Raw genomic sequence first — 26,417 nt, 5'->3', positions numbered from 1 at the left:
CCATGACCAGGACCGGAGCACTCCTCGCCGAACTGCACGAGGCCGAGGAGGCGCTGGCCCGGGAGTTCCACCGGGTCGCCGAGCGCCAGGCCGCCGACCACGGCACCCACTACCCCTGCCTCACCCTGGCCGCGCGGTGCGAGGAGCACGCCGCCCGGCTGCGGGCCGCCGCCGGACGCCACGGACGGGACCTCTCCGAGCCCCGCCACAGCGAGCCCCTGTCGCATCTCCTGGACGCCGTGCGGCGGAAGTCCTCCGAGCGGCGGGGCCACCACACCTCCGCCGGGCAGCTCCTCCTGCGCGATCTGCGCCATCTCTTCCTCGCCGCCCAGGAGGTGAGCCTCCTGTGGCTGCTGCTCGGCCAGGTCGCGCGGGCCGTCCGCGACCAGGAGCTGCTGGCCGACGTGGAGGAGCTGCACCCCGGGACCCTCGGCCAGATCGGCTGGCTGACGACGCGGCTGAAGGACGCCGCGCCCCAAGTCCTGGCCACGGCCGACTGAATCACGCGGACGGGGAGCACGGTGCCGAAGAGCGACAGTCCGGGGCCCATGACGGTGTCCCCCTGGCAGCCCGCGTCCACACGACGCCGGGACGCGCTGCTGGAGACACCCGTTCTGCTGCTGATGGTTTTCCTGGCCTCCCTCGTCCTCTTCACCGTCGGCCGTCTGGTGGAGGACGAAGGGCGCGTGGTGTCGCTCATGGCCTTCCTGCCGCCCATCGTGGCGGTCATCGGATCCGTCCGGCAGACCGTGCTCACCGCCCTGTGGAGCACCGCCACGCTGTTCGTCGTGCTGCTCGGCATCCGCCTGGACGTCGCGGAGGTCATTCCGCCGACCTTCGCCACCGCCCTGATGAGCGCCCTGAGCATCGGGGCCTGCCGGTACCGCATCCACCGCAACGCGGAGGTCAGCCGCCTCCGGTCGGCGGCGGCCGGGCTCCAGCGGCAGCTGCTGCGGCCGCTGCCCTTCCGCACCCCGGAGGTCGTCATCGACGGCCTCTACCAGCCGGTCGAGGAGGACAGCATGGTGGGCGGTGACATCTACGAGATCGCGATGTCGCCGTACGGCACCCGGGTGCTGATCGCGGATGTGCAGGGCAAGGGGCTGCCGGCCATCGGCACCGCGTTCTCCGTGCTCGGCGCGTTCCGCGAGGCCGCACAGCGCGAGCCCGGCCTGCTGGGGGTCGTGGACGCCCTGGAGTCCGCCGTCGAACGGCACAACAGCTTCGCCAGCCGGACCGGCGAGCCGGAGCGCTTCGTGACCGCGCTGGTCCTCACCTTCGACGAACGGTCGTGCGGTCTCGTCGTCAACTGCGGTCACCTCCTGCCGTGTCTGGTCTGCGAGGACCCGGAGAAGAGCGGTCCCCTGCCGCTGGCGGACCCCGGGGTGCCGCTCGGGCTCGTCGGGCTCTCCCCGGAACCGCGCCGCATCGAGGAGTTCGATCTGCCGGAGGGCAACACGCTGCTGCTCTTCACGGACGGGGTAACGGACGCCCGTGACCCCTTCGGGGTCTTCTACCCGTTGCGGGAGCGGCTGCGCGAGTGGTCCGGCATCCCGGCCTCCGAACTGGCCGCGACGATCTCCGCGGACCTCCAGCGGTTCACCGGGAACAACCAGCGGGACGACATCGCCCTGCTGGCACTGCACCGCGTCCCCGTCTCCGGGAGCGAGGGAAACGGCCGAGGCCCCTGCACCGCCGCCGGAGGCGGGGAGCCCGGCCCGGACGGGGAGGCCGGCGCCTCCTCGCGCTTCACCACCGGCGGCGTCCCCGGCGGCACCGACGGCCCCGGGCCCGACGGTGGCAGGGGCGGCGGTGTGGACCACAGCCGCGCCGGCGCCACCGTGCACACCGACCACACCGGCCGCACCGGCGCCTGACAGCCGGCCGGTGTGCCCGGCCGCCGGCGCCTCAGCCGGTCTCCCGCGCCGCCTCCCGCCCGGCGGTGCGGCCGGAGAAGAGGCAGCCGCCGAGGAAGGTTCCCTCCAGGGAGCGGTAGCCGTGCATCCCGCCGCCGCCGAAGCCCGCCGCCTCACCGGCCGCGTACAGCCCGGCCACCGGCTCCCCCATCCCGCCGAGGACCCGGCTGCTCAGATCGGTGTGCAGGCCGCCGAGGGTCTTGCGGGTGAGGATGCGCAGCCGCACGGCGATCAGCGGGCCCGCGGCGGGGTCGAGGAGACGGTGCGGCGCGACGGTGCGGATCAGTTTGTCGCCGAGGTAGCGGCGCGCCCCGTGGATGGCGGTGACCTGGAGGTCCTTGGTGAACGGGTTGGCGATCTCCCGGTCCCGGGCGGTGATCTCCCGGCGCAGCTCCATTTCATCGATGAGCGGCTGCCCGGCGAGCCGGTTCATGCCGCGCACCAGCGCCGCGAGGTCCCGTTCGACGACGAAGTCGGCGCCGCGGTCCATGAACCGCTTCACCGGCCGGGGCACGTCGGTGCGGGCCCGTCCGAGGACGTCGCGGACGCTCTTGCCCGTGAGGTCGGGGTTCTGTTCGGAGCCGGAGAGGGCGAACTCCTTGCCGATGATCCGCTTGTTGAGGAGGAACCAGGTGTAGTCGTAGCCGCTCCGCATGATGTGCTCGAGCGTGCCGAGGGTGTCGAAGCCGGGGAAGAGCGGCACCGGCAGCCGCCGTCCGAGGGCGTCCAGCCAGAGCGAGGAGGGGCCGGGCAGGATGCGGATGCCGTGCCGCGCCCAGACGGGGTTCCAGTTCTCGATGCCCTCGGTGTAGTGCCACATCCGGTCGCGGTTGATCAGGCTGCCGCCGGCCCGTTCGGTGATCTCCAGCATCCGGCCGTCGACGTGCGCGGGGACGCCGGAGAGCATCCGCTCGGGCGGGGTGCCCAGCCGCTGCGGCCAGTTGCGGCGGACGAGTTCGTGGTTGCCGCCGATCCCGCCGGACGCCACCACGACCGCCCCGGCGCGCAGGTCGAACTCGCGCACGGCGGTACGGGAGCTGGCCTGCCCGCGCTCGGCGACGCTGGGCGCCAGCAGGGTGCCGCGGACGCCGTCCACGCGCCCGTCCGTGACGGTGAGTTCGTCCACCCGGTGCCGGAAGCGCAGCTCGACCAGGCCGCGGTCCGCCGCCTCCCGGACCCGCCGCTCGAACGGCTCGACGAGCCCGGGGCCGGTGCCCCAGGTGATGTGGAAGCGCGGTACGGAGTTGCCGTGGCCGCGGGCGTCGTAGCCGCCGCGCTCGGCCCAGCCGACCACGGGGAAGAACCGGACGCCCATGCCGTGCAGCCAGGACCGCTTCTCCCCGGCGGCGAAGTCGACGTACGCCTCCGCCCAGCGGCGCGGCCAGTGGTCCTCGGGCCGGTCGAAGCCGGCCGTGCCGAGCCAGTCCTGCCAGGCCAGGTCGCGGCTGTCGCGGATCCGCAGCCGCCGCTGCTCGGGCGAGCCGACGAGGAACAGTCCGCCGAAGGACCAGTGCGCCTGGCCGCCGAGCGACGCCTCCGGCTCCTGGTCCAGAAGGATCACGCGGCGCCCCGCGTCCGCCAGCTCGGCGGTGGCGGCCAGCCCCGCCAGTCCCGCTCCCACCACGATCACATCGGCGTCGTACGCCACTGCGGCCCACCTTCCGCGCTGCCCTCGGTACGGCGCGGGACCTCTCCCGGTCGCGCGCCGTCTGGTTCCCCCGGTGCCCTCCGCGGCCGCCCTGGTCGGGCGGGCGTGCCGCCGGAGTGCGGACCGTTCTATCAGCCCTGGTCCGGCGTGGGAATGGCGGGGGCCGCCGGGTTCTGCCGACGGGGCACCGTCCGGTCGGTACGGTGTCTCCCCAGCCAACCAGCAGCCGCTCGGGCCGGTCATCCGGCCGATCACAGGGAAGGGACGCCCGGACATGAGCCAGGAACGCCCGCGGGACCTCGCGCACGCGCAGACCGCCTTCGCCTCGTACCAGGACGAGATCTATCTGAACGGCCTGCTGACGGGCGAACCGCCCCGGTTCCCCACCGGTGCGGCGGCCGTGGAGGCGGCGGCCCGCGAGCGGATGACCGCCGAGGCGTACGGCTATGTGGCCGGGGGTGCGGGCGGCGAGGCGACCATACGTGCCAACCGGGCCGCCTTCGAACGGCGCACGATCGTGCCGCGCATGCTGCGCGACGTCGGCGTGCGCGACCTGTCGTGTTCGCTGCTGGGGACGGAACTCCCGGCGCCCGTGCTGCTGGCGCCGGTCGGGGTGCTGTCGATCGCGCATCCGGACGCCGAGCCGGCGGTGGCCCGGGCCGCGGCCGGGCTGGGCCTGCCCATGGTGCTGAGCACCGCCTCGTCCGTCCCGCTGGAGGAGGCCGCGGAGGCGTCCGGGGACGGGCCGCGCTGGTTCCAGCTGTACTGGCCGAAGGACCGCGAGGTGACGCTCAGCCTGTTGCGGCGGGCCCGCGCCGCCGGCTACACCACGCTCGTCCTGACCCTGGACACCTGGCTGCTGGGCTGGCGCCCGCGCGATCTGGACCGGGCCTATCTGCCGTTCCTCCAGCGGATCGGGATCGCGAACTACCTCAGCGATCCGGCGTTCCTCGCCGGACTGGCCACGCCACCGGAGGAGGACCCGCTCGCTGCGGTGGCGCACTGGGCGGGGATGTTCGCCGATCCCACCAAGACCTGGGAGGACCTGGCGTTCCTGCGGGCGCACTGGGACGGGCCGATCGTCCTCAAGGGGGTGCAGCACCCGGACGACGCGCGCCGCGCCCGGGACGCGGGCATGGACGGGGTGGTCGTCTCCAACCACGGCGGCCGGCAGGTGGACGGTGCGGCCGGGTCGCTGGACGTGCTGCCGTCGGTCGCCGGGGCGGTCGGCGACGACGTCGCGGTGCTGTTCGACAGCGGGGTGCGCGGCGGCGCCGACATCCTCAAGGCGCTCGCGCTGGGCGCCCGGGCCGTGCTGGTGGGCCGGCCGTATGTGTACGGGCTGGCGCTGGGCGGCGAGGAGGGCGTCCGGCACGTGCTGCGCTGCCTGCTGGCGGAACTGGACCTCTCGCTGGCGCTCACCGGCCATGCCCGGCTCTCCGGGCTGGGGCCGGACGTCCTGGGCACGGACTGACCGCTGTACGGGCGGGGCGGGGCGCGTGACCGGCGCGGGGCCCTCGTGCCCTCCGGGCCCGGCCCCGGCCGTCAGCGGGTGGCCCCGGCCGTCAGCGGGTGGCCCCGGCCGTCAGCGGGTGGTCAGGGACTCGCGCAGGATGGTCACGACCTCGTCGTCGCGTGTCTGCGCGAAGTCGTCGTAGAACTGCCCGACGGCCTGGAAGTACGGCGGCTGCCACATGCACACCACCTCGTCCGCCTCCCGTCCCAGCGCGGCGACCGCCTGCGGCGAGCCGACGGGCACGGCGAGGAGCAGCCGGGCCGGGTCCCTGCGGCGTACGGCACGGAGCGCGACCCGGGCAGTGCTCCCGGTGGCGAGCCCGTCGTCGACGACGACCGCCGTGCGGCCGGCCAGGTCCGCCGGCGGGCGGCCCTCGCGGTACAGGTGCTCGCGGCGCCGGATCTCCCGGCGTTCCTCCTCCACGCGGGCGGAGAGCCGCTCGGGCGTCAGGTCGAGCATCTCCAGCGTCTGCCGGTCGTACCAGGGGTCGTCCTCGCCGGCGACGGCCCCGACGGCGAACTCGGGGTTGAACGGCGCGCCGATCTTGCGGACGACGATGACGTCCAGGGGGGCGCGGAGCTCCCGGGCCACCTCGTCGGCGACCGGCAGTCCGCCGCGCGGCAGGGCGAGGACCACCGGCTTCTCCAGCAGACCCGCGCGGCTCCGCTCCCTGAGTTCTCCGGCCAGTTCACGCCCGGCCGACCTGCGGTCGTGGTAGTTCATGATCGCTTTCCTTCCGGTTGTCCGGCGCGGCCGGTGCCGTGCGGTGCTGTGCCGTGCTGTGCCGTGCGGTGCGGTGCCGGGCGTGTCAGAAGCCCGTGGGGTACGTCTCCTCCTCGCCCCGGCCCGGGCCGTCCGGGTGGAGCGGGGTGAGGGCCTCGGTGTGGTCCAGGTGGAGAAAGGCGTCATAGCGGCCGGCCAGGACGGTCGGCACGTAGACGCCCTCGCCGCCGGGGTCGTGGACGACACCGATGGCGCGGTGGTCCAGCGGCCGGCGCTGCCAGCCGCCGGCCCCGGCGCCGTCCTCCCCGCCGGGCGGGGCGCCGTCCCCGAGGAGGAAGAGTGCGGCGGGCTCCGGCAGCGCCCGGTGCAGCAGGTGTTCGACGCTGCCCTCGCGGGCGGGCGGCACCCGCATGACACGCGGGGTGTCCTCCCAGGAGCCGGCGGCGATCACCGTGCCCTCGTAGGAGCCGAAGCCGGCCAGGACGACCCCGTCCGCGGCGTGCCGCTCCCTCAGCAGCTGCCCGACGTTGACCATCCCGGCCCGGGCCATGTCCGTGGCCCGGGCGTCCCCGACGTGGGTGTTGTGCTCCCAGACGACGGCCCGGGAGTCCGGCCCGTGGTACGCGGCGAGCCGGTCGAGGGTGTCCGCCATGTGACGGTCGCGGACGTTCCACGCCTCCGGGCCGCCGCGCACCATCTCCCGGTAGTAGCGCTCCGCGCCGGCCAGCACCTCGGCGTTCTGCCGGGCGGCGAAGTCCGCGAACCCCCCGTCCCCGGCGGCCGTTCCGGCGGCTGTCCCGGCGGCCCGGTTCCGCATCAGGGCCAGCAGGGAGACCACCTCCTGTTCGCAGCCGCCCGGGACCAGCCGGGTCGCCCGGGCGTAGGCCTGCGGGTCCCCGCCGTACGGCTCGAAGCACCGCTCGGCGGCGCGGGCGTGCCGGGCCGATCCGGGGTCGTGGCGGCGCAGATGGCCGAGCACCGCGTGGAGCGAGTCCCAGAGGCTGTACACGTCCAGGCCGAAGAAGCCCGCGCGCCGGCCCGGGGGCCGCCCCAGGTTGTGCCCCCGCAGCCACCGGGCGAAGCCGAGCACGTCGGTGTTGGCCCACATCCACCGCGGCCAGCGGTCGAAGGAGAGCAGGACCTCCGCCGGGTCGGCGGGCGCGCCGGGCGCTCCGGTGACGCAGTGGTGCAGGGCCGCGCAGTCGGGCCAGTCGCCCTCGACGGCCACGAAGGAGAAGCCCCGCTCCGCGATGAGACGGCGGGTCAGCTCCGCCCGCCACCGGTAGAAGCCGGAGGTGCCGTGCGAGGCCTCGCCGATGGCGACGAAGCGGGCGTCGCCGATCCGGTCCAGCATCGGGTCGAGCGACGCGGGCCCGGTGAGCGGCAGCGCGTCCGCCCGTACCGCGCGCTCGTCCTCCGTGCGGAGACCGGTGGCGGTCACGGGCCCGCCCCGGCCGTCGTCGTCCGCTTGCCGGCCACCGTACGGACGAACCACTCCTGCGCGGCCGCGGCGGCCTGCTCCAGTGTCCCCGGTTCCTCGAAGAGGTGGGTGGCGCCCGGGACGACGTGCACGGTGCCCGGCCCGCCGAGCCGCTCGGCGGCGTCCCGGTTCATGCGCAGCACCTCGTGGTCCTCGCCTCCGACGACGAGCAGCACGGGCGCCTGGACCCGGGGCAGCGCGGGGCCCGCGAGGTCGGGGCGGCCGCCGCGCGAGACCACGGCCCGTACCCGGTCCGGCCGCTCAGCGGCGGCGATCAGCGCCGCGGCGGCGCCGGTGCTGGCACCGAAGAGGCCGACGGGGAGCCCCGCCGTGCCCGGGTGCCGTCCGAGCCAGTCGACCGCGGCGACCAGCCGCCGCCCCAGCAGGGGGATGTCGAAGCGGAGTTCGGCGGTGACGGCGTCCACCCGGTCCTCCTCCTCGGTGAGGAGGTCGAACAGGAGGGTGGTCAGGCCCGCCTTCTGGAGGACCCGCGCCACCTCCTGGTTGCGCGGACTGTGCCGCGAGCTGCCGCTGCCGTGCGCGAACGCCACGACCCCGTGGGTCGGCTCCGGGGAGACGAGGTCGCCCCGGAGATCCGCCTCTCCGGTGTCGATGAGAACGGTGTCGAAGACCATCGGCCCTCCTCCTGCTGGTTCCGGGGTTCCGGGCCGCCGGGACGGTGACCCTGCGCCACCCGTGCGCGGGGTACCCGCGCCCGATGCCGGTATGCGCCCCGCCCGGGGCCGCCCGGGCGGGCCCCTCCCGGCCCGCCCGGGTGCGTCACGGCCGCACCGCCCCGGCCCCGCACGGCACCGGAGGGAGGTGACGAGCGTCATGTCCGCCCGGCCGGGGCGGCGGCTACCCTGAGGGCCCGGCGGCGTCCGGGACCACCGCCCGTCACGGCGGGGCCGCCCGGCGCGCCCCCGGCGCCCTGCCCCGCGGACCGAAAGCGCGGATGCCCCATGCCCGCCGGCCTCTCCTCCGTCATAGCGGCCACCACCCGGTGGCTCACCCGCTCCTATCCCGCCTCGGGCGGCGCCCTCAACGCCGCCTACGCCGAGATCCAGGCCCGCCAGGCCGTCTCGGTTGCCGCCATGCTGCGCTATCCGACCGAACTCGACGCCGGACTGCTCGTCCTCACGGGCCCCGGCGGCTCCGGCCGCCTGGACCGGCTCACCGGGGCGGACGCCGCGGAGCCGGATCCGGAGGACCACGCCTGGCGCACCTGGGTCGACGAGGTGCTCGCGAGCTGGGCCGCGTGTCTGCTGACCGACCCGGCCCTGGCCGGGGCGGCGGTGGCCGCCGTGGCGGAGGGGGAGCACCCGTCCGGATTCCCGTACCGCTTCCGACGGCTGACCGAGCCCGACGACGGCGACCGGCGGGCCGCCCCGCTGCTGCGCCACCCGGACCTGCTGGAACCGGTCGCCCTTCTGCACCGGGCCCCGCTCCTGGAGCGCCTCCACGACGGGCTGGCCGAGGCGGCCTGACCACGCCCGGCGGGCGGACCCCGGGAGCTCCCGCCCCGGCGGCCGGGGCGCCTCGGGGCCCCGTACCCGGGTCGCCGCCGAGAAGGAGGCCGTGCTCCGGCTCCTGAACACCGGGCGTCCGCCGGAGGGCTGCCCTCCGCGCGGCAAGCCGCACCCGTCCACCGCCCGTACGCCGACCGCCGCCCGTACGCCGGTGCAGCACAGCGGCACAGCGGTGTACGGGCGGCGGTTCTCCGGCCGGGCTGTCCCGGGCCCGTGGGGTCCCCCGGGGTGCCGGCGGCTCAGCCGCCGGGCCTGACCTCGTACAGCGGGCCCAGATCGGTCCTGCCGGTGTCCGGGACCTGGCGGGCGAGCCGGTGGGTGGTCACCAGGTCGTGCATCAGGACCCGGGCCTTGTCGTGGGACATCCGCGCGATCCGTGCGATCTCGTCCAGTGCGACCCCGCCCTCGTGGGCCTCCTCGGCCTCCACCAGGGCGCGGAAGAGCACCTCGTGATCGTCCGTGTACGGCGGCCGGCCCCGGCCCGCGAAGGCGGACTCGGTCTTCTCCGGACCGGACGGCTCACCGGCGGCCTCGGCCTGCTCCCCCTGCCACCGCTGCTTGCCCTTGTGCGGGGTGGCCAGCCGCTCCTCGTGCGTACGGGTGGACCGGTCCGTGAGGTGGGTCCGCTGTTTGGAGGCCCCGGTCGTCGCACCCCAGGCGCTGGGGGACTCCCCCGCCCGGTGCGCCGCTCGCCCGGCGGCCCGCCGCTGTTCCTCGTCGCCCTCGACCTTCTTGCGCACCATGCGAAAGCCTCCTCGCGCCGATAGGGAAGGTGACACGCCGACCGGGTACCCGGCGGCGCGCCGTGAAACAGCCCGGTACGGGGCCGCCGCGGTTCCGCCGTCCGGAGCCCCGGCCCCGGCAGCGGAGGGACGTAACGGCCATATCGGGGGCCCCGGACGGGATCGCCGTGTTCCCCGGGGGTTTCCGGGCATACATGACTCCGCTCCGGGCACCGGGCATCAAGGCGGCCGGGCGAGGCTAGGGAGGAACGGGTGGAGGAACGTCAGCGGGTGCCGCGGGAAGGCCGCTGGGAGGAGCACGGGGACACGGACCCCGCGCCGTCGACGGAACGGCGGGTGAGCACCGGCCGGAGGGTGCTCGGCTGGCTCACCACCACCGACCACAAGGTGATCGGGAACCTGTACCTGGTCACCTCGTTCGGCTTCTTCCTGGCCGCCGGGGTGATGGCGATGCTGATGCGCGCGGAGCTGATGCGGCCCGGGATGCAGCTCATGACGCCGTTCCAGTACAACCAGCTCTTCACGATCCACGGCACGATCATGATGCTGCTGTTCGCGACGCCGACCTTCGCCGGTTTCGCCAATGCCGTCATGCCGCTGCAGATCGGCGCCCCGGATGTGGCGTTCCCCCGGCTCAACGCCTTCACCTACTGGGTGTTCCTCTTCGGCGGGCTGACCGTGGTCGCCGGATTCCTCACCGCCGAGGGGGCGGCGCCCTTCGGCTGGTTCTCCTACACACCGCTGAGCCGGGCGGCGTACTCGCCGGGGGCGGGCGCGGACCTGTGGGTGATGGGGCTGATCGTGGCCGGTCTGAGCACCATCCTGGGCGCCGTCAACTTCATCACCACGATCATCACGCTGCGTGCGCCGGGCATGACGCTGTTCCGGATGCCGCTCTTCACCTGGAACGTCCTGTTCACCTCGATCCTGGTGCTGCTGGCCTTCCCCGTGCTCACCGCCGCGCTCTTCGGGCTGGCCGCGGACCGCATGTTCGGGGCGCACATCTTCGACCCGGCCAACGGCGGCGCGCTGCTGTGGCAGCACCTCTTCTGGTTCTTCGGCCATCCCGAGGTCTACATCGTGGCGCTGCCGTTCTTCGGGGTGATCACCGAGATCATCCCGGTCTTCAGCCGGAAGCCGATCTTCGGCTATCTCGGGCTCATCGGCGCCACCATGGCCATCACCGGCCTCTCCGCGACCGTGTGGGCGCATCACATGTTCGCCACCGGCGGGGTGCTGCTGCCGTTCTTCTCGCTGATGTCCTTCCTCATCGCGGTGCCCACGGGGGTGAAGTTCTTCAACTGGATCGGCACCATGTGGAAGGGATCGCTCTCCTTCGAGACGCCCATGCTGTGGTCGCTCGGCTTCCTGGTGAGCTTCCTCCTCGGCGGCCTCACCGGCGTGCTCATCGCCTCACCGCCGATGGACTTCCACCTCACCGACACCTACTTCATCGTCGCCCATCTGCACTACGTCCTCTTCGGCACCATCGTCTTCGCCACCTTCGCCGGCTTCTACTTCTGGTGGCCGAAGATGACCGGCCGGATGCTCGACGAACGGCTCGGGAAAATCCACTTCTGGCTGCTCTTCACGGGCTTCCACGGCACCTTCCTCGTCCACCACTGGCTGGGGCAGCAGGGGATGCCCCGCCGCTACGCCGACTATCTGGCAGCGGACGGGTTCACGGCACTCAACACCGTCTCCTCGCTCAGCTCGTTCCTGCTCGGCCTCTCCACGCTGCCGTTCCTCTACAACATCTGGAAGACCACCCAGTACGGCGAGAAGGTGACCACGGACGATCCCTGGGGCTGGGGCCGCTCCCTGGAGTGGGCGACGAGCTGCCCGCCGCCCCGGCACAACTTCCACGCCCTCCCCCGGATCAGGTCCGAGTCCCCCGCGTTCGACCTGCACCATCCGCGGACGTCGGGGGTGGGCCACCGTCCGCCGACGGCCTCCGCCGAGCACCCGGCGGGGCGGCCGGAGAGCGGAGGCCGGCGATGAAGGCGGAGGCCCTGGTCTTCACCGGTGTGGCCGCCTTCTTCGGCGTCGTCACCGCGGTCTACGTCGTCTGGGGGTCCGTGGAGCCGGCCGGCACGGCCGTCCTGGCGCTCTCCTTCGTCATGTCCGCCCTGGTCTCGCTCTTCCTCTGGATCCAGTACAAGCAGCGCGGCGCACGGCCGCAGGACCGCCGGCAGGCGGCGGTCCACGAGGCCGCCGGGCCCCTGGCGTTCTTCTCCCCGCGCAGCTACTACCCGGTGCTCACCGCCGCCGGCGCGGCCCTGCTGGGTGCCGGGGTGGTCTACGGCCTGTGGCTCTTCCTCGTGGGGGTGGGGGTCCTGATCCCGGGCATCGCCGGATTCGTCTTCCAGCACAACGACCGCTGAACCACGCGTCCAGGACAGCAGAGGAGAGGGAGAGGCACGGATGCTCTTTCCGCGGAAGAAGGCCGGGCTCAAGGCCAGGGCCGGGGCCGCCGCCGAGACCGGCTTCACCGCGCTCGACAACCGCCTGCCCGTCGCGGAGGGGGGATCGCTGCTGCGCAAGGCGTTCCCCGAGCACTGGTCGTACTTCCTCGGCGAACTCGCGCTCTACAGCCTGGTGGTGCTGGTCCTGACCGGGTCCTATCTGACCCTCTTCTTCGACCCGGAGATGACGCAGGTCCGCTACACCGGGTCCTACGAGCCCCTCCGGGGCACCCTGATGTCCGGGGCCTACGCCTCCACGCTCGACATCAGCTTCGACATCCGCGGCGGGCTCCTGATCCGGCAGATCCACCACTGGGCGGCGCTGGTCTTCGTGGCCGCCATCGGCCTGCACATGCTGCGCGTCTTCTTCACCGGCGCCTTCCGCAAGCCCCGGGAGGTCAACTGGGTCATCGGGGTGACGCTGTTCCTGCTGGCGATCGTGGAGGGCTTCGCCGGCTACTCGCTCCCCGACGACCTCCTGTCGGGGACCGGGCTGCGGGTGGTGCAGAGCCTGCTGCTGTCGGTCCCGGTGGCCGGCACGTACCTCAGCTTCTTCCTCTTCGGCGGCGAGTATCCCGGGACGGAGATCATCCCCCGGCTCTACATCGGCCACGTCCTGTTCATCCCCGCCCTGCTCATCGCCCTGGTGGTGATCCATCTGATCCTGGTGGTGTACCTCAAGCACACCCAGTGGGGCGGCCCGGGCAGGACCAACCGGAACGTCGTCGGCAAGCCGTCCTTCCCGCAGTTCGCCACCACCTCCACCGGCCTGGCGCTGGCGGTCTCCGGCATCCTGACGCTCCTGGGCGGCCTGGCGCAGATCAACCCGGTGTGGAACTACGGTCCGTACCGGACCGACCAGGTGAGCATGGCCTCCCAGCCGGACTGGTACATCGGTTTCCTGGAGGGCGCCCTGCGCCTGATGCCGCCGTTCGAGACGACGCTGTGGGGCCACACCCTCATGTGGAACGTCCTGGTGCCCACCGCCATTCTCCCCGCGCTGCTCTTCCTCGTCCTGTATCTCTATCCGTTCCTGGAGAAGTGGGTGACCGGTGACTCCGCCGAGCACCATCTCTGCGACCGGCCCCGCGACCGGCCCACCCGCACCGGTCTCGGCGCCGCCGGGATCACCTTCTACGCCGTCCTGCTGATGGCGGGCGGCAACGACGTCATCTCCCTCACCCTGGAGATTCCGCTCACCTGGCTCACCTGGTTCTTCCGCTTCGCCCTCGTCCTGCTCCCGGTGATCGTCTTCCTCCTGACGAAGCGGCTCTGCCTGGGGCTGCAGGACCACGAGACCCAACTGCTGGAGGAGGGCGAGGAGACCGGCGAGGTGCGGCAGAGCGTGGAGGGCGGGCTCGGCGAGGGAACGGAACCGCTCTCCCGGGAGAAGCGCTACACCCTGCTGATGAACCGCCGGCGCGTCCCGCCGCCGCTGCGGCTCACACCGCCGGAGGACGGCGGCCTCCCCTCCCGCCGCAGCCGGCTGAGGGTGGCTCTGAGCCGCTGGTTCCACCGCGACCGGGCCCGCTGAATCCCGTGCGGCAACGAGAGGAGAAACCCGTGGCAGAGAACACCCACCACCCGGTGGCCGTGGTCACCGGAGGCACCGCCGGCGTCGGCCGGGCCACGGTGCGCCGACTGGCCGCCGACGGCTACGACGTCGCCGTACTGGCCCGGGGCCGCGCCGGTCTGGAGGGAGCCGCCGAGGACATCAGGGCCGCGGGCCGCAGGGCGCTCGCCGTACCCGTGGACGTGGCCGACGCGGAGGCCGTGGAGGAGGCCGCCGACCGGGTGGAACGCGAGTTGGGATCGGTCGCCGTCTGGGTCAACGCGGCCTTCAGCGGCTTCCTCGCCCGGTTCCTCGATGTCTCCGACGAGGAGTTCCGGCGCGTGACCGATGTGACCTACCACGGCCAGGTCAACGGCACCCGGGCCGCGCTCCGGAGGATGTGCCCGCGCGACAGCGGCGTGGTCGTCAACGTCGGCTCCGCCATGAGCGCGCGCAGCATTCCGCTGCAGAGCTCGTACTGCGGGGCCAAGCACGCCATCGTGGGGTTCAGCGAGTCGGTGCGCACGGAGCTGCGGGCGGACGGCAGCCGGGTGCGGGTGTGCACGGTGCAGCTTCCGGGGCTCAACACCCCGCAGTTCACCTGGGTGCTGAACCGCATGCCGGGCCGGCCCCGGCCCGTGCCGCCGGTGTACCAGCCGGAGACGGCCGCCCGGATGATCGCGTATGTCGCGCGGAACCCGCGCCGGGACGCCTGGACCGGCCTCTCCACGGCGTACACGATCCTCGGCAACCGGCTCGCCCCCCGGTTCATGGACTGGTACCTGGCCCGTACGGGCATCGGCAGCCAGCAGACCGGCGAGAAGACACCGGACCGCCCGGCCAACCTCTTCCGGCCCGGCGACGACGGGATGGACGCCGGTGCCCACGGGCCCTTCGACGACGAGGCCCACGGACACGACACCCTGGGCTGGCTCGCCCGGCACCGCAGGGGCCTCGCCGGCGCGGGGGGCGGCGCCCTGCTGACCGCCGCCGGGGTGGCAGCCCTCCGCCGCCGCACGGCGGCGTGAGGCGGCAGGGGAAAGGAGCGCAGGCGCATGTCCGCAGAACGTCCTCCGGCGGCCCGCCGCGGCCTCGCCTCACCGGCGGCCGCGACGGCTGGCGCCGTGCTGACCGGCGCTGTCTTCACCCTCGTCGGGCTCCTCGGCTTCATCCCGGGGATCACCACCCGGTACGGCGGCATGGAGTTCGCCGGGCCGCACTCCTCGGCCCTGCTCTTCGGGCTCTTCGGCGTCTCGGTCCTGCACAATCTGGTGCATCTGGCGTTCGGCGCGGCGGGGCTGTCCGTGGCGCGGGCACCGCGGTTCGCCAAGCCGTACCTCGTCGTCGGCGGCGTGCTGTACCTACTGCTCTGGGTCTACGGGGTGGGCGTCCACCGCTCCACGGCCTGGAACTTCCTCGGGCTCAACGGCCCCGACAACTGGCTGCACCTCGGACTCGGCTTCGGCATGCTGACCCTGGGCTCCCTGCTCGGCACGCCCCGTCGGCCGCCGGACTCCGACGAGGCGTACGGGCGCTGACGGCTGACCGGGGCGGAGGGACCGACCGGTCCGCCGCCCCGTCGCCCGGTCAGCCGCCGTGCTCCGCCAGCTTCACCGCCGACTCCAGGAACAGGGCGTGCACGAACGCCTGCGGGAGATTGCCGCGCAGCTGGCGCTGGGTGACGTCGTACTCCTCGGCGAAGAGCCCGGCCGGGCCGCAGGCGGCACGGCTCCGCTCGAACCAGCGGGCGGCCTCGGTCAGCCGGCCGTCGGCCAGGCAGGCGCCGGACATCAGGAAGCCGCAGAGGAGGAAGGCGCCCTCGGCCCGCCCGAGCGGCTGGTCCCCGTGGCGGAACCGGTAGACGTAGCCGTCCTGGGTCAGCTGCCGCTCCACCTCCCGGCGGGTCAGGGCGGGCCCCGGATCGTCCGCCGGCCAGTGGCCGCGGGTGAGCGGCCGCAGGAGAGCCGCGTCGGGCCGCGGGTCCCCAGAGGTGCGCTGCCAGCGGCCCGAGGGGTGCCGGCAGCGGCGTCCGGTCTCGCGCTCGATGGCGCCGGCCAGCTTCGTCCAGCGGTCCGCGTCGGGGTGGCGGAGTTCCCGGGCGGCGGCGCGCAGCCCCATGACGGCGGACAGCCGGGAGTGGGTCCACCAGGCTGTTTCCAGTTCCCAGAGGCCGCTGTCCGGCCGCTGCCAGTTCTCCTCGACGGCCTGGGCCGCCGTCTCCACGGCCCGTACCCCGTCCCGGTCCAGCCGGCCGTGGCGGGCCGCGGTCGCCAGCAGGTCCAGGGCCTCGCCGAAGACGTCGAGCTGGAACTGGCGGCCGGCCTGGTTTCCCACGTGGCGGCCACCACCGGGGAAGCCGGGCAGCGGCAGTGAGCGCTCCCCGGGGACCGGCCCCCCGTCCACGGTGTAGGCCGGGCACAGCCCCGGGCCGTCGGCGAGGATCCGCTCGGTGATGAACCGCACGGACCGGTCCGCCGACGGCTGCTTCCCGTGTTCGGCGACCGCGATGCCCGCGTAGCACTGGTCGCGGATCCAGGCGTACCGGTAGTCGTAGTTGCGGCCGGTCCGGGCGCGTTCCGGGAGGGACGCCGTCGCGGCCGCCACCATGCCCCCGGAGGCGCTGGTGAGGCCGTGCAGCACGGCGTACGCGTGCCGGGCGTCGCGGGGCGCGGCGGTGTCCCCGCAGTCCGGGACGGCGCGGGACCACGCGTCCTCGGTCTCCGCCCACAGCCGGCCGGGGTCGGGTGAGGGTCCGGGCCCGCTCTCGCCGATCTCCAGGACGAGGTCGTGGGCGCCGCCCTCGGGCACGGTGATCCGGGTGGTGAGGACCCCGTCCCGGTCCGGTGCGGCCTCCGGCGCCCCGCACAGCCGCAGCCGGAGCGGCCCGCTCCGGGCGTGCCACTCCCCCGCCCGCAGGCGGACGTCCCGCATCGGGTGGCTGCCGAAACCGGCCCGGACGTCGAGCCGGAGCACGACCCGGGCGTCACCGTGGACGGCCCGGATCCGGCGCAGCAGGACGGCCCGCCCCGGTTCGGCCGGCATGGCCAGCGCCTCACGGCACTCGGTGATCGCGCCTCCGCTCTGCACCCACCGGCTGACGCGGATCAGCGTTCCGTCCTCGTAGGAGCCGCCCCAGACGTTCCACGGGTCCTCCGGGGCGACGATGAAGCAGCCGGAGCCGCCCATCAGCCCGGAGAACACCGCGTCGCTGTGCCAGCGGGGGGCGCACATCCATGCGATGTCACCGCGGGGTCCGATGAGGGCGCCCCGCTCGCCGTCGGCGAGCAGGGCGTACTCCCTCAGCACCCAGGGGGCACCAGTCTCCGTCACGGGTCTCCCGTCGTCATCCGCCGTCCCGGCCCGGCAGCCGCTCCGCGTACTCGGTGAGCTTCTGCCGTACGCCGCGCCTGACGATGCCGGTCCGCTCGGGGTCGTGGACGGCCGCCTCCGCCGCCTTCTTGCCCTGCTCCAGCATGATGTGCGGCGGGATCGGCGCGATCTCCGCGTCGACCTTGAACTCCAGGACGACGGGGCCGCCCGCGGACAGCGCCTCGTCCCACGCGCTGCCGATCTTCTTCGGCGACTCGCAGCGGATGCCGCGCAGGCCGAGGAGTTCGGCGTAGGCCGCGTAGGGCACGTCCGGGATGGTCTGGGAACCGGGGAACTTGGGGTCCCCGCCCATGGCCCGCTGCTCCCAGGTGACCTGGTTGAGGTCCTGGTTGTTGAAGATGCAGAAGATGAACGGCGGGCCGCCCGCGAGCCGGTCCAGATAGCGCTTGACCGTGATCATCTCGTTCATGCCGTTCATCTGGAACGCGCCGTCCCCGACGAAGGCGATCACGGGGCGGTCCGGATGGGCGAACCGGGCGGCGATCGCGTACGGCACCCCGGGCCCCATGGTGGCGAGCGTCCCGGAGAGCGAGGCGCGCATGCCCTCGCGCAGCTTCAGGTGGCGGGCCCACCAGTTGGTGCCCGACCCGGAGTCCGCGGTGACGATGGCGTTGTCCGGGAGCCGGGGGGAGAGTTCACTCGCGACGGCCTGCGGGTTGATGGTGCCGTCGAAGTGCTGTCCGGCCCGCTTGTCGCAGATGCGGTTCCACTCCTTGACGTTCTTCTCGATCTCCGCACGCCAGCCGCGGTCCTCCTTCCGCCTGAGCAGCGGGATGAGGGCGCGCAGCGTCTCCTTGGCGTCGCCGACGAGGTGGGCCTCCATCGGATAGCGGATCCCGATCATGCGCCCGTCGATGTCGATCTCCACCCCGCGCGCCTGCCCCTCGTCGGGCAGCCACTCCGAATAGGGGAAGCTGCTGCCGACCATCAGCAGGGTGTCGCAGTTCTGGATCATCTCGTCGCTGGCCTTGCTGCCCAGCAGGCCGATGGGGCCGGTGACCCACGGCAGGTCGTCGGGGAGGACGTCCCGTCCGAGCAGGGCCTTGGCGACCCCCGCGCCGAGGAGCTCGGCGGTCTCGATCACCTCGCCCTCGGCGCCGGCCGCGCCCTGCCCGATGAGCATCGCCACCTTCTCGCCCTCGTTGAGGACGGCCGCGGCGCGGCGCAGTTCGTCCTCGTCGGGCAGCATCCGGGACGGGCTCCAGCCGACGCTGGAGAAGACCGAGCCGTGCGCCTTGGGCGGCGAGGGCTGGGCGTCGGCCTCCTGGATGTCCTCCGGGATGATGACCGTGGCGACCCCGCGGGTGGTGAGGGCGGTCTTGAACGCCCGGTCGATGACGTGCCGGGCCTGCCCCGGGTGGACCACCATCTGGCAGAACTCGGAGACGTCCGCGAAGAGCTGTTCGAGGGCGATCTCCTGCTGGTAGTGGGAGCCGAGGCAGAGGGTCTTCTGCTGGCCGACGATCGCGACCACCGGCTTGTGGTCGAGCTTGGCGTCGTACAGGCCGTTCAGCAGGTGGACGGCTCCCGGTCCGGAGGTGGCCGCGCAGCAGCCGACCTCGCCGGTGAACTTGGCGTGGCCGACGGCCATGAAGGCGGCCATCTCCTCGTGCCGGGTCTGGATGAACTCCGGTTTCCCGGCGGCCCGGTCGAAGGCGCCGAGCAGGCCGTTGATCCCGTCGCCGGGATAGCCGTAGACCCGCTGGACGCCCCATTCGGTCAGGCGGTTGAGTACGTAGTCGGCGACCTGGCTCATCGGTTCTCCTGTGTTCTGGCGGCGGGCTGCAAGGGAGGGGTCAGCTGCTCTTGCCGCGTCCGGTGAGGGCGTCACGGGCGCGGTCGACGAGCCCCGCCCCCGGGGCGAGCAGCTTGTTGGCGGGGGGCTTGGACGGGGAGGCCGGGTGCGGCCGGGTGGGTGCGGTCTGCTTGGCCTGGCGGACCTTGTCGCCGAGCCGGTCGAGCTCCTCGGCGTCCGCCGCCGCGCGCAGCCGGGGGAAGAGGTTGTTCTCCTCGTCCTCGACGTGCAGGCGGATCTCCCGCATGAGGGTGCCGATGAGGCGGTCGAAGTCGGGGTCGTCCGCCTCCAGGCCTTCGATCTGCTTCATGGTCCGCTCGGCGGAGGAGTGGTCCTCGATCTCCTTGTCGGCGATGGAGTCGCCGTCCGGCAGGTACTGGCGCACCGCCGGGTAGAGGTGCATCTCCTCGGCGACGGAGTGCCGGACCAGTTCGATGACGGCCTCGTCGGCGAGTTCCTTCCGCCGGGCGTCGCCCGGGGGCAGCGCCTCGATCCGTCCGAAGATCTCGTCGACCTCGCGGTGGTCGGTGGTCAGTTCGTCGATGACGTTTCCGCCGTGTCCCATGCCCTGGTCTCTCCTTCTGGCTGTCGTCCCGTGGGTCCCCGGACGGTGCCGGGTCCGAACCGCGTACCCGGGCCGCCGGAGGTCTAACGCCCGTACGGGCGGCGACGGAAGACCGGCGGCGGGGGTCCGTTCAGCCCGACGGGGCGGTGCCGTCCGCTTCCGGCGCGGGAGCGCCGTCCGGCTCCGCGGGGGCGGTGCCGTCCGCCGTGCGGGTCCTGACCGGCCGGGTGTGGACGTAGAGTTCGCGCCGTCCGGGCGTGGCGCGGCGCTCCGGCAGCGGCAAGTGGTAGCGGACCGGACGGGCGTGGTCGGCGAGTTGCCGTTCGGCGTTGTAGACCCTGCCGAACTTCCACAGCATGCGGGCGAAGTTGGTCTGGCCGCGGGCGAGGTTGCGGCCGAGGACGCCCAGCGCGCCGGCCGCCGTGCGCAGCCCCAGGTGCTTGCGGTTGATGACGGCCTGGGTGCGGACGAGTTCGCGGTAGAAGGCGTCCAGCGGGAGGGTGGTGGGGACGACGGCGTGCTGGATGTCGAAGAGCCGGTAGTCGCGGGTGGTGAGCTGCCGGGCCTCGGTGTGCCAGACCTCGGTGCCGGGGTACGGGGTCATCACCGTGAGGTGCACGATCTCGGGCACGGAGAGGGCGAACTCCCGTACGACGCGGAAGCGTTCCTCGTCCCAGGCCGGGTCGACGATGAGGTTGATGGCGACGGTGATGCCGAGCTTCCGGGCGCGCTCCAGGGCGCGGAAGTTGTCGTCGGGGCTGACGCGCTTGCGGTAGAGGTCCAGCCCCTCGGCGTCGATCGCCTCCATGCCGAGGAACATGTACTTCAGCCCGAGCCGCCGCCAGCGGGCGAAGACCTCCTCGTTGCGCAGCAGGACGTCGCTGCGGGTCTCCAGGTAGTAGCGCTTGCGGATGCGGCGGCGTTCGAGTTCGGCGGCGATGCCGTCGCCGTGTTCGGGGCGGATGAACGCGACGTCGTCGACGATGAAGACGTTCGGCTCCCGGATGGAGGCCATCTCCTCGGCGGCGGCCTGCGGGGAAGCCTTGCGGTAGCTGCGCCCGTAGAAGGTCCAGGCGGAGCAGAAGGAGCAGTCCCAGGGGCAGCCGCGGGTGAACTCGATGGAGGCGCACGGGTCGAGCTCGCCGATGAAGTACCGGTTCCGCTTCCGCATCAGATCGCGGGCCGGGCGGGGCTCGTCGAGGCTGTCCAGGAGCAGCGGCGCCGGGCCGCGTCCCGCGGTGGAGACGAGGCCCGGCACGCTCTTCAGCCCGCCGTCCCGGACCGCCGCCATGAGCGGGGCCATGGCCGGCTCGCCCTCCCCGCGCACCACGGCGTCGACGGCGCCGTCCGCCTGCTCCAGCACGTGGTCCGCGATGAACGAGACGCTGTGCCCGCCGAAGAAGACGAAGCAGTGCGGAAGCACGGTCTTGGTCATCTGCGCGATCTCGATGGCCTCGGGGATGTTGGCGAGGTAGTTCAGCCCGATACCGAGGACTTCGGGCGCGTACGAGACGAGTTCGCGGTCGAGCAGGTCGCGGGAGAGCACCTGGAGGTCGACCACGCGCACCTCGTGCCCGGCCTCGCGGATCGCGGCGGCGACCCGTTCCAGCCCGAGCGGCTCCAGCCGCAGGAAGAGTTCCGAGTACATCAGGGCGCTCGGGTGGACGAGCATCACGCGCATGTCATGTCTTTCACCGGCGGAGCGGGGATCTCGGTGCGGCCGGCCGGGGTGAGCGCGGCGGGTCCGGGGCGGACGAAGGCGGCGCGGCGCTCGTGGTACGGGTCGCTGTCGGAGAAGAAGGCCCGGCGCATGCGCTCCTGCTCCTCCTCCCGGTGGGCGCGGAGCGGCCGGATCTCCTCGTCGCGTTCCCGGGCGGGCTTCTTGTCGGCGATGCGGGCACCGAGACCGGGGTCGCCGGCCAGCTCGGCGGCCATCCGCACGACTTCGCCGCCGAACTCCCTCGGCGCGCAGGCGAGGACGCGGTCGGCCAGTCCGGCCCGCCGGGCCTCGGCCGCGCCGACCGGCAGCCCTTCCGCCATGAGCGCGGCGGCGCGGTCGGCACCGGCGCGCCGGGGCAGCACGTACGTCCAGAACGCGGAGCCGTACAGCCCCGTGCGCCCGTAGTGCGGGTTGAGGACGGACCCGGAGCGGCACCACACCTCGTCGGCCGCCAGGGCCAGCATCGCGCCGCCCGCCGCGGCGTTGCCGCCGAGGGCGGCCACCACGAGCCGGTCGGTGGTGGTGAGCACGGCTTCCACGAGGTCGTTGAGCGCGGTGAGGTTGGTCCAGGACTCCTTCGCCGGGTCGTCCGCGCCCTCGATGACGTGGAGGTGCAGGCCGGTGGAGAAGAAGTCCCGGGCCCCGCCGAGGACGATGACGGAGGTGGGCCGGTTGCGGGCGAAGCGGAAGGCGGCGAGGAGCCGCCGGCAGTGCGAGGTGCTCATCGCACCGCCCGGGAAGGAGAACCGCAGGTGGCCGACGGGGCCGCGCTCCGCGTACTGGATGTCGGTCCAGGTGCGGCGCTGGGCGGGGAGCCGCAGCGGGGCGTGCACCTCGGGGAGGTCGGGGAGGAGGCCGCCGAGCGCCAGGGTGGCGGGCCGCCGGACGGCCGCGGGGGCGCCGGGGCGCCGCTTGGGGCGGAGTTCGGGGATCCACACGGCCCCGTCGGCGGTGGCGCGGCAGATCGCGCCGGCGCGGGTGGCGAGCAGATGGCCGGGGCGCCCGGCGAGCCGGTCCTCGGGGTGGCCGCCGTGCAGGAACCACTCGCCGCCGAGGAGTTCGTCCAGGACGCCGGGGCGGGAGTCCGCTCCGCGGAGCTTGGCGAGCACGGTGGCGGTGGAGTCCCGTTCCCAGTCGATCCGGCGGAGTTCCTGGGTGAACGGGGGACGGCGGACGACCCGGGTCTCCAGGGACGCCTGCGGTACGGGGCGGTACGTCCCGGAGGCGAACCTCGCTACGGCGAGCAGCACCGCCTCGGCGGCCGCGTCGGCGATCTCACCGCGCAGGAAGTCCCCCTTGCCGGCCGGCGGAACCTCGCACGGGACCGAGGCCCAGATGTCGCCCTCGTCCGGCTCCCCCGCCGCCCGCAGCACGGTGACGCCCCACCGGTCGGCGCCCTCCCGCAGCGCCCAGTCCAGCGGGGACGGGCCGTGGTCGCCCGGCGGGGCGGTGCGGACCAGCAGACAGGTGTGGGAGGAGCGGATGTCCTCGGGGAGCGGCGGGGCGGGATCCGGCACGATGACGAGCTGCGGGGCGCAGCGGCGCACGGCACTGCGTACGGATTCGTCACCGTCGGCTGCCGGCCGTTCCACCGTGTGGCCGTGTTCCCGGAGCTCGGTGAACAGCCTCTGCGCCAGGCTGTTGAACGCGCTCGCGACCAGCAGAATCTTCATGACGCCTCCTGATGCCCGGTTCTGGGCGGACGTCCGGGGGCGGACGGCCGTGACGGACCGGACGATCCTGACCCGGAGGAGGCGCCGGGGGGCGGCGACCCGGCGGACGGGGCGGGGAAGTGCGTCCGCTCGGGGGAACGGCGGGCGCCGGACACGGCCGCCGGGCTCGGGTCACCCGGTAGCGCCCGGCCCGTTCGGGTACGAGCGTCCGGCCGGGTCCGGTCCGGGTCCGGGCCGGGCGCGGGACACCGCCCTCGTCCGGAGTGAGCACTCCGCCGGACGGCATCTCCCCGACGCGCACACGGTCGTGGACGTACTCCGGATGCCGCGGATGCCGGACCGCCGTGCGGACATGGGCACTGATCCGCGGGGCGCGGCGCGCCGCCGGACGGCCCCGGCCGGGTTTCGCCTCCGCGCGGGCGGTAACCGGTGGCCGGTAGCCGTCACCGCGGCGCCGGCACCGCTCTGTCCGCGCTCCCCGCCCGGAGGTGTACCCCGCATGCCCCGCGACTCCCGCACCACGACCGTCCCCGCCCGGACCGGCACCCGCTTCCCCGGGGGTATGGCCTCGGCCGAGCAGATCAACGTCAAAGGGCTGGAGCGGCGGCTGCGGCGGCACGTCGGGGGCGAGGTGCGGTTCGACGCGGGCAGCAGGGCGCTGTACGCGACCGACGCCTCCAACTTCCGGCAGGAACCGGTCGGTGTGGTGATCCCCCGGACCGTCGCGGACGTGGAGGCCACCGTCGCCGCCTGCCACGCGTACGGCGCACCGGTCCTGCCGCGGGGCTGCGGCACCAGCCTCTCCGGCGAGACGGTGAACTTCGCCGTCGTCATGGACTTCTCCAAGTATCTCGACGCGGTGGAGTGGGTGGATCCCCGGCGGAAGCTCGCCCGCTGCCTGCCCGGTGTGGTCTGCGACGACCTCAAGGCCGCCGGGCGGGAGCACGGCCTGACCTGGGGCCCGGACCCCTCGACCCACGAGTACTGCACCGTCGGCGGGATGATCGGCAACAACTCCTGCGGCACCCATTCGGTGATGGCCGAGTTCTACGGCGGCGGCCCGCGGACCTCGGACAACATCGAGGAGCTGGACGTGCTCACCTACGACGGCGTCCGGATGACCGTCGGGCCCACCGGCGAGAAGGAACTGGAGGAGATCATCGCGGCGGGCGGCCGGCGCGGGGAGATCTACGCCGGTCTGCGGGATCTACGGGACCGCTACGCGGACCTGATCCGGGAGCGGATGCCGGACATCCCGCGGCGGGTCTCCGGCTACAACCTCGACGAACTGCTGCCCGAGAACGGCTTCAACGTCGCCCGCGCGCTCGTCGGCACCGAGGGCACCTGCGTCACCGTCCTGGGCGCCACGATGCGGCTCCTCGACGATCCGCCGCACCGCGTCACTCTCACGCTGGGCTACCAGGACATCTTCGACGCCGCGGGACAGGCACCCGCGGTGATGCGCCACAAGCCGCTGGCCTGCGAGGCCCTGGACCATCTCCTCGTCGACCAGCTGCGGGCCGAGCGCCGACACCCGGACGATCTGCGGCTGCTCCCCGAGGGCGCGGGCTGGCTGCTGGTCGAGTTCGGCGGCGACAGCCCGGAGGAGGCGGGCCGGCGCGCGGAGCGTCTGCTGGAGGACCTGCGCTCCGGGCCGTGCCCGCCCACCGGGGCCAGGACCTACGACGACCCGGCGCGGAGCGCCCAGGTCTGGGCCGTCCGCGAGGCCGGACTGGGCGCCACCGCCTTCCCGCCCGGGGAACGGGACCACTGGCCCGGCTGGGAGGACTCCGCCGTGCCCCCGGAGCGGGTCTCCGAGTATCTGCGGGACCTGAAGCACCTGTACGCCCGGCACGGACTGCGGGGTGCCGTGTACGGGCACATCGGCCAGGGCTGTGTGCACTCCCGGATCGACTTCGACCTCTGCACGGCCGACGGCATCGCCGCCTACCGGCACTTCATGGAGGAAGCCGCCGGCCTCGTACACGGGTACGGCGGCTCGCTCTCCGGCGAGCACGGCGACGGGCAGCAGCGCGCCGAGCTGCTGCCGCGCCTCTACGGCGAGGAACTCGTGGGCGCCTTCCGGGAGTTCAAGCGGATCTGGGACCCGCGGTGGAAGATGAACCCGGGCAAGGTCGTCGACCCGTACCGGCTGGACGAGCATCTGCGGCTGGGCACGGACTTCCGCCCCGGGCAGCCCGGCACCCACTTCGCCTACCCCGACGACGGCGGCAGCCTCGCCCACGCCGCCACCCGCTGCGTCGGCGTGGGCAAGTGCCGCGAGACGCACGGCGAGGGCACCATGTGCCCCAGCTTCCAGGTGCTGCGCGAGGAGAAGCACACCACCCGCGGCCGGGCCCGGCTGTTCTTCGAGATGCTCCGCGGCGGCATCACCGAGGGCGGCTGGCGGGACGAGGACCTGGCGGACGCGCTGCACCTGTGCCTGTCCTGCAAGGGCTGCACCCACGAGTGCCCGGTCAACGTCGACATCCCCACGCTGAAGGCGGAGTTCCTGGCCCACCACTACGCGGGGCGGCTGCGGCCCCGTGCCGCCTACGCCATGGGGTGGATCATGTACGCGGCGCGGGCGGCGTCCCTGGCGCCCTCCCTGGCGAACTTCGCCGGGCAGGCGCCGCTGCTCTCACGCGCCGTCAAGTTCGCCGGCGGCGTGGCGCCCCGCCGGAAGGTGCCCGCCTTCGCGGCCACCCCGTTCCACCGCTGGTTCGCCTCCCACCGCCCCGCCCATCCCGCCGGACCGCCGGTGATGCTGTGGCCGGATACCTTCAACAACTACTTCCACCCCGAGACGGCGGTCGCCGCGGTCCGGGTGCTGGAGGACGCCGGCTTCCGGGTGCTGGTCCCGGACCGGCCGGTGTGCTGCGGCCGGCCGCTCTACGACCACGGCTTCCTCGGCATGGCCCGGCGGTTCCTGCACGACACGCTGGACGCGCTGCGGCCCGCGCTGGAGCGGGGTATCCCGGTGGTCGGCGTCGAGCCGAGCTGCCTGGCGGTCTTCCGGGACGAGCTGCCCAAGATGCTGCCGCACGACCCCGACGCCCGGCGGTTGCGGGAACTCGCCGTGCACTTCAGTGAGTTGCTGCAGGACCGGGCACCGCACTGGGAGCCGCCGCGGCTGGCCGGTGACGCGCTCGTCCACGGCCACTGCCACCACAAGAACAGCCCCGGCGGCATGGACGCCGAGATGCGCCTGCTGGAACGGACCGGCCTCGCTCTCACCACCCCGGACACCGGCTGCTGCGGCATGGCGGGGTCCTTCGGCTTCGAACGGGGCGAGCGCTACGACGTCTCCGTCGCCTCGGGTGAGCGGGTGCTGCTGCCGGCCGTCCGGGAGGCCGGTGAGGACTCCTACGTCATCGCCAACGGTTTCAGCTGCAAGGAGCAGATCCGCCAGGAGACGGACCGCCGGGCCCTGCACCTCGCCGAGGTACTGGCCCTCGCCCTGGACCGGGACGGAGACCCGGACCGGCAGGCGCCGGCCCGGCCGCGGCCGGAGGAACTCATCGCCCCGACGGCGGCCTCCCCCTGGCGCGGCGCCGCGCTGACCGCCGGGGCGGCGCTGGCCGTCACCGGCGCGGTCCGGCTGGCCCGGGCGGCGCGCAGGGGCCGCTGAACGCACCGAACACCCCCGGGGCCCGCCGGGCACGGCGGGCCCCGGGGGCTGAGCGGGCGGGGGACGGGTGG

General features: G+C 73.7%; 20 protein-coding genes. 10 read left to right on the top strand and 10 right to left on the bottom strand.

The window, feature by feature from the left end; translation table 11 throughout:
* The first annotated feature begins 2 nt into the window (after window positions 1-2).
* Window positions 3-500, top strand: coding sequence for a hypothetical protein (locus SXIN_RS29050; protein ID WP_039820999.1), 498 nt, complete (start codon window positions 3-5; stop codon window positions 498-500).
* Between the two features lie 48 nt (window positions 501-548).
* Window positions 549-1,877: a PP2C family protein-serine/threonine phosphatase gene (locus SXIN_RS29045; RefSeq protein ID WP_095757780.1), complete on the top strand. Its 1,329-nt coding sequence runs from the start codon at window positions 549-551 to the stop codon at window positions 1,875-1,877.
* A 31-nt stretch (window positions 1,878-1,908) separates the two neighbouring features.
* Here SXIN_RS29045 and SXIN_RS29040 read toward each other — a convergent pair whose 3' ends face one another.
* Window positions 1,909-3,564 carry an FAD-binding dehydrogenase gene (locus SXIN_RS29040; RefSeq protein ID WP_019708445.1) on the bottom strand — a complete coding sequence of 552 codons (1,656 nt, stop codon included), beginning with the start codon at window positions 3,562-3,564 and terminating at the stop codon, window positions 1,909-1,911.
* A gap of 274 nt (window positions 3,565-3,838) precedes the next feature.
* On the opposite strand from SXIN_RS29040, the gene SXIN_RS29035 reads away from it, so the two are divergent.
* A complete protein-coding gene (locus SXIN_RS29035; protein ID WP_019708446.1) occupies window positions 3,839-5,038 on the top strand; it encodes an alpha-hydroxy-acid oxidizing protein in 1,200 nt (399 codons plus the stop codon).
* A 111-nt stretch (window positions 5,039-5,149) separates the two neighbouring features.
* On the opposite strand, the gene SXIN_RS29030 is transcribed toward SXIN_RS29035, so the two are convergent.
* The 3 genes from SXIN_RS29030 to SXIN_RS29020 form a co-directional block, all read right to left on the bottom strand.
* Window positions 5,150-5,803: a phosphoribosyltransferase gene (locus tag SXIN_RS29030; RefSeq protein WP_019708447.1), complete on the bottom strand. Its 654-nt coding sequence runs from the start codon at window positions 5,801-5,803 to the stop codon at window positions 5,150-5,152.
* 85 nt (window positions 5,804-5,888) lie between these two features.
* The gene (locus tag SXIN_RS29025) at window positions 5,889-7,244 is read right to left on the bottom strand and encodes an erythromycin esterase family protein (protein ID WP_019708448.1); all 1,356 of its coding nucleotides are present in this window, start codon (window positions 7,242-7,244) and stop codon (window positions 5,889-5,891) included.
* Window positions 7,241-7,918 carry a dienelactone hydrolase family protein gene (locus tag SXIN_RS29020; protein WP_095757779.1) on the bottom strand — a complete coding sequence of 226 codons (678 nt, stop codon included), beginning with the start codon at window positions 7,916-7,918 and terminating at the stop codon, window positions 7,241-7,243. Before SXIN_RS29020 ends, SXIN_RS29025 begins: the two co-directional genes overlap by 4 nt.
* 327 nt (window positions 7,919-8,245) lie before the next feature.
* On the opposite strand from SXIN_RS29020, the gene SXIN_RS29015 reads away from it, so the two are divergent.
* Window positions 8,246-8,770, top strand: coding sequence for a hypothetical protein (locus SXIN_RS29015; protein WP_019706843.1), 525 nt, complete (start codon window positions 8,246-8,248; stop codon window positions 8,768-8,770).
* A 281-nt stretch (window positions 8,771-9,051) separates the two neighbouring features.
* On the opposite strand, the gene SXIN_RS29010 is transcribed toward SXIN_RS29015, so the two are convergent.
* On the bottom strand, window positions 9,052-9,555 hold the full coding sequence (locus SXIN_RS29010; protein WP_019708450.1) for a hypothetical protein: 504 nt from the start codon (window positions 9,553-9,555) through the stop codon (window positions 9,052-9,054).
* Between the two features lie 336 nt (window positions 9,556-9,891).
* Between SXIN_RS29010 and ctaD the strand changes: the two genes are divergently transcribed.
* The 5 genes from ctaD to SXIN_RS28985 are packed head-to-tail and all read left to right on the top strand — an operon-like array spanning window position 9,892 to window position 15,110.
* Window positions 9,892-11,556: an aa3-type cytochrome oxidase subunit I gene (ctaD, locus tag SXIN_RS29005; protein WP_238154032.1), complete on the top strand. Its 1,665-nt coding sequence runs from the start codon at window positions 9,892-9,894 to the stop codon at window positions 11,554-11,556.
* Window positions 11,553-11,939: an aa3-type cytochrome oxidase subunit IV gene (gene ctaF, locus SXIN_RS29000; RefSeq protein WP_019708452.1), complete on the top strand. Its 387-nt coding sequence runs from the start codon at window positions 11,553-11,555 to the stop codon at window positions 11,937-11,939. Before ctaD ends, ctaF begins: the two co-directional genes overlap by 4 nt.
* 40 nt (window positions 11,940-11,979) lie before the next feature.
* Window positions 11,980-13,554, top strand: coding sequence for a cytochrome bc1 complex cytochrome b subunit (qcrB, locus tag SXIN_RS28995; RefSeq protein WP_019708453.1), 1,575 nt, complete (start codon window positions 11,980-11,982; stop codon window positions 13,552-13,554).
* Between the two features lie 29 nt (window positions 13,555-13,583).
* The gene (locus tag SXIN_RS28990) at window positions 13,584-14,600 is read left to right on the top strand and encodes an SDR family oxidoreductase (RefSeq protein ID WP_095757778.1); all 1,017 of its coding nucleotides are present in this window, start codon (window positions 13,584-13,586) and stop codon (window positions 14,598-14,600) included.
* A gap of 27 nt (window positions 14,601-14,627) precedes the next feature.
* The gene (locus tag SXIN_RS28985; protein WP_019708455.1) at window positions 14,628-15,110 is read left to right on the top strand and encodes a DUF4383 domain-containing protein; all 483 of its coding nucleotides are present in this window, start codon (window positions 14,628-14,630) and stop codon (window positions 15,108-15,110) included.
* 49 nt (window positions 15,111-15,159) lie between these two features.
* Here the strand turns inward: SXIN_RS28985 and SXIN_RS28980 are convergent, their stop codons facing one another.
* The 5 genes from SXIN_RS28980 to SXIN_RS28960 all read right to left on the bottom strand — a co-directional run bounded on the left by SXIN_RS28980 (window position 15,160) and on the right by SXIN_RS28960 (window position 22,715).
* A complete protein-coding gene (locus SXIN_RS28980) occupies window positions 15,160-16,902 on the bottom strand; it encodes a glycoside hydrolase family 15 protein (RefSeq protein WP_039821007.1) in 1,743 nt (580 codons plus the stop codon).
* A 13-nt stretch (window positions 16,903-16,915) separates the two neighbouring features.
* A complete protein-coding gene (locus SXIN_RS28975) occupies window positions 16,916-18,718 on the bottom strand; it encodes a thiamine pyrophosphate-requiring protein (RefSeq protein WP_019708457.1) in 1,803 nt (600 codons plus the stop codon).
* Window positions 18,719-18,758: 40 nt separating this feature from the next.
* Window positions 18,759-19,322 carry a hemerythrin domain-containing protein gene (locus SXIN_RS28970; protein ID WP_019708458.1) on the bottom strand — a complete coding sequence of 188 codons (564 nt, stop codon included), beginning with the start codon at window positions 19,320-19,322 and terminating at the stop codon, window positions 18,759-18,761.
* A 130-nt stretch (window positions 19,323-19,452) separates the two neighbouring features.
* The gene (gene hpnR, locus SXIN_RS28965) at window positions 19,453-21,003 is read right to left on the bottom strand and encodes a hopanoid C-3 methylase HpnR (protein WP_019708459.1); all 1,551 of its coding nucleotides are present in this window, start codon (window positions 21,001-21,003) and stop codon (window positions 19,453-19,455) included.
* The gene (locus SXIN_RS28960) at window positions 20,994-22,715 is read right to left on the bottom strand and encodes an enoyl-CoA hydratase-related protein (protein ID WP_095757777.1); all 1,722 of its coding nucleotides are present in this window, start codon (window positions 22,713-22,715) and stop codon (window positions 20,994-20,996) included. Before SXIN_RS28960 ends, hpnR begins: the two co-directional genes overlap by 10 nt.
* Window positions 22,716-23,214: 499 nt before the next feature.
* Here SXIN_RS28960 and SXIN_RS28955 point away from each other — a divergent pair, with 499 nt between their 5' ends.
* A complete protein-coding gene (locus SXIN_RS28955; protein ID WP_095757776.1) occupies window positions 23,215-26,346 on the top strand; it encodes an FAD-binding and (Fe-S)-binding domain-containing protein in 3,132 nt (1,043 codons plus the stop codon).
* The last annotated feature ends 71 nt before the right edge of the window (window positions 26,347-26,417 follow it).

Source organism: Streptomyces xinghaiensis S187, from assembly GCF_000220705.2.
In the GTDB taxonomy this organism is placed as follows: Bacteria; Actinomycetota; Actinomycetes; order Streptomycetales; family Streptomycetaceae; genus Streptomyces; species Streptomyces xinghaiensis.
The sequence above is the reverse complement of the archived record's forward strand: the minus strand, read 5'-3'. Positions and strand labels throughout refer to the sequence as shown.

Coding starts and splice junctions, on each gene's coding strand:
- SXIN_RS29010 (WP_019708450.1), bottom strand. CDS start 9,555: ATGGTGCGCAAGAAGGTCGAGGGCGACGAGGAACAGCGGCGGGCCGCC.
- ctaF (WP_019708452.1), top strand. CDS start 11,553: ATGAAGGCGGAGGCCCTGGTCTTCACCGGTGTGGCCGCCTTCTTCGGC.
- SXIN_RS29015 (WP_019706843.1), top strand. CDS start 8,246: ATGCCCGCCGGCCTCTCCTCCGTCATAGCGGCCACCACCCGGTGGCTC.
- qcrB (WP_019708453.1), top strand. CDS start 11,980: ATGCTCTTTCCGCGGAAGAAGGCCGGGCTCAAGGCCAGGGCCGGGGCC.
- SXIN_RS28975 (WP_019708457.1), bottom strand. CDS start 18,718: ATGAGCCAGGTCGCCGACTACGTACTCAACCGCCTGACCGAATGGGGC.
- SXIN_RS28970 (WP_019708458.1), bottom strand. CDS start 19,322: ATGGGACACGGCGGAAACGTCATCGACGAACTGACCACCGACCACCGC.
- SXIN_RS28960 (WP_095757777.1), bottom strand. CDS start 22,715: ATGAAGATTCTGCTGGTCGCGAGCGCGTTCAACAGCCTGGCGCAGAGG.
- hpnR (WP_019708459.1), bottom strand. CDS start 21,003: ATGCGCGTGATGCTCGTCCACCCGAGCGCCCTGATGTACTCGGAACTC.
- SXIN_RS29035 (WP_019708446.1), top strand. CDS start 3,839: ATGAGCCAGGAACGCCCGCGGGACCTCGCGCACGCGCAGACCGCCTTC.
- SXIN_RS28985 (WP_019708455.1), top strand. CDS start 14,628: ATGTCCGCAGAACGTCCTCCGGCGGCCCGCCGCGGCCTCGCCTCACCG.
- SXIN_RS29030 (WP_019708447.1), bottom strand. CDS start 5,803: ATGAACTACCACGACCGCAGGTCGGCCGGGCGTGAACTGGCCGGAGAA.
- SXIN_RS28955 (WP_095757776.1), top strand. CDS start 23,215: ATGCCCCGCGACTCCCGCACCACGACCGTCCCCGCCCGGACCGGCACC.
- SXIN_RS29020 (WP_095757779.1), bottom strand. CDS start 7,918: ATGGTCTTCGACACCGTTCTCATCGACACCGGAGAGGCGGATCTCCGG.
- SXIN_RS29045 (WP_095757780.1), top strand. CDS start 549: ATGACGGTGTCCCCCTGGCAGCCCGCGTCCACACGACGCCGGGACGCG.
- SXIN_RS29050 (WP_039820999.1), top strand. CDS start 3: ATGACCAGGACCGGAGCACTCCTCGCCGAACTGCACGAGGCCGAGGAG.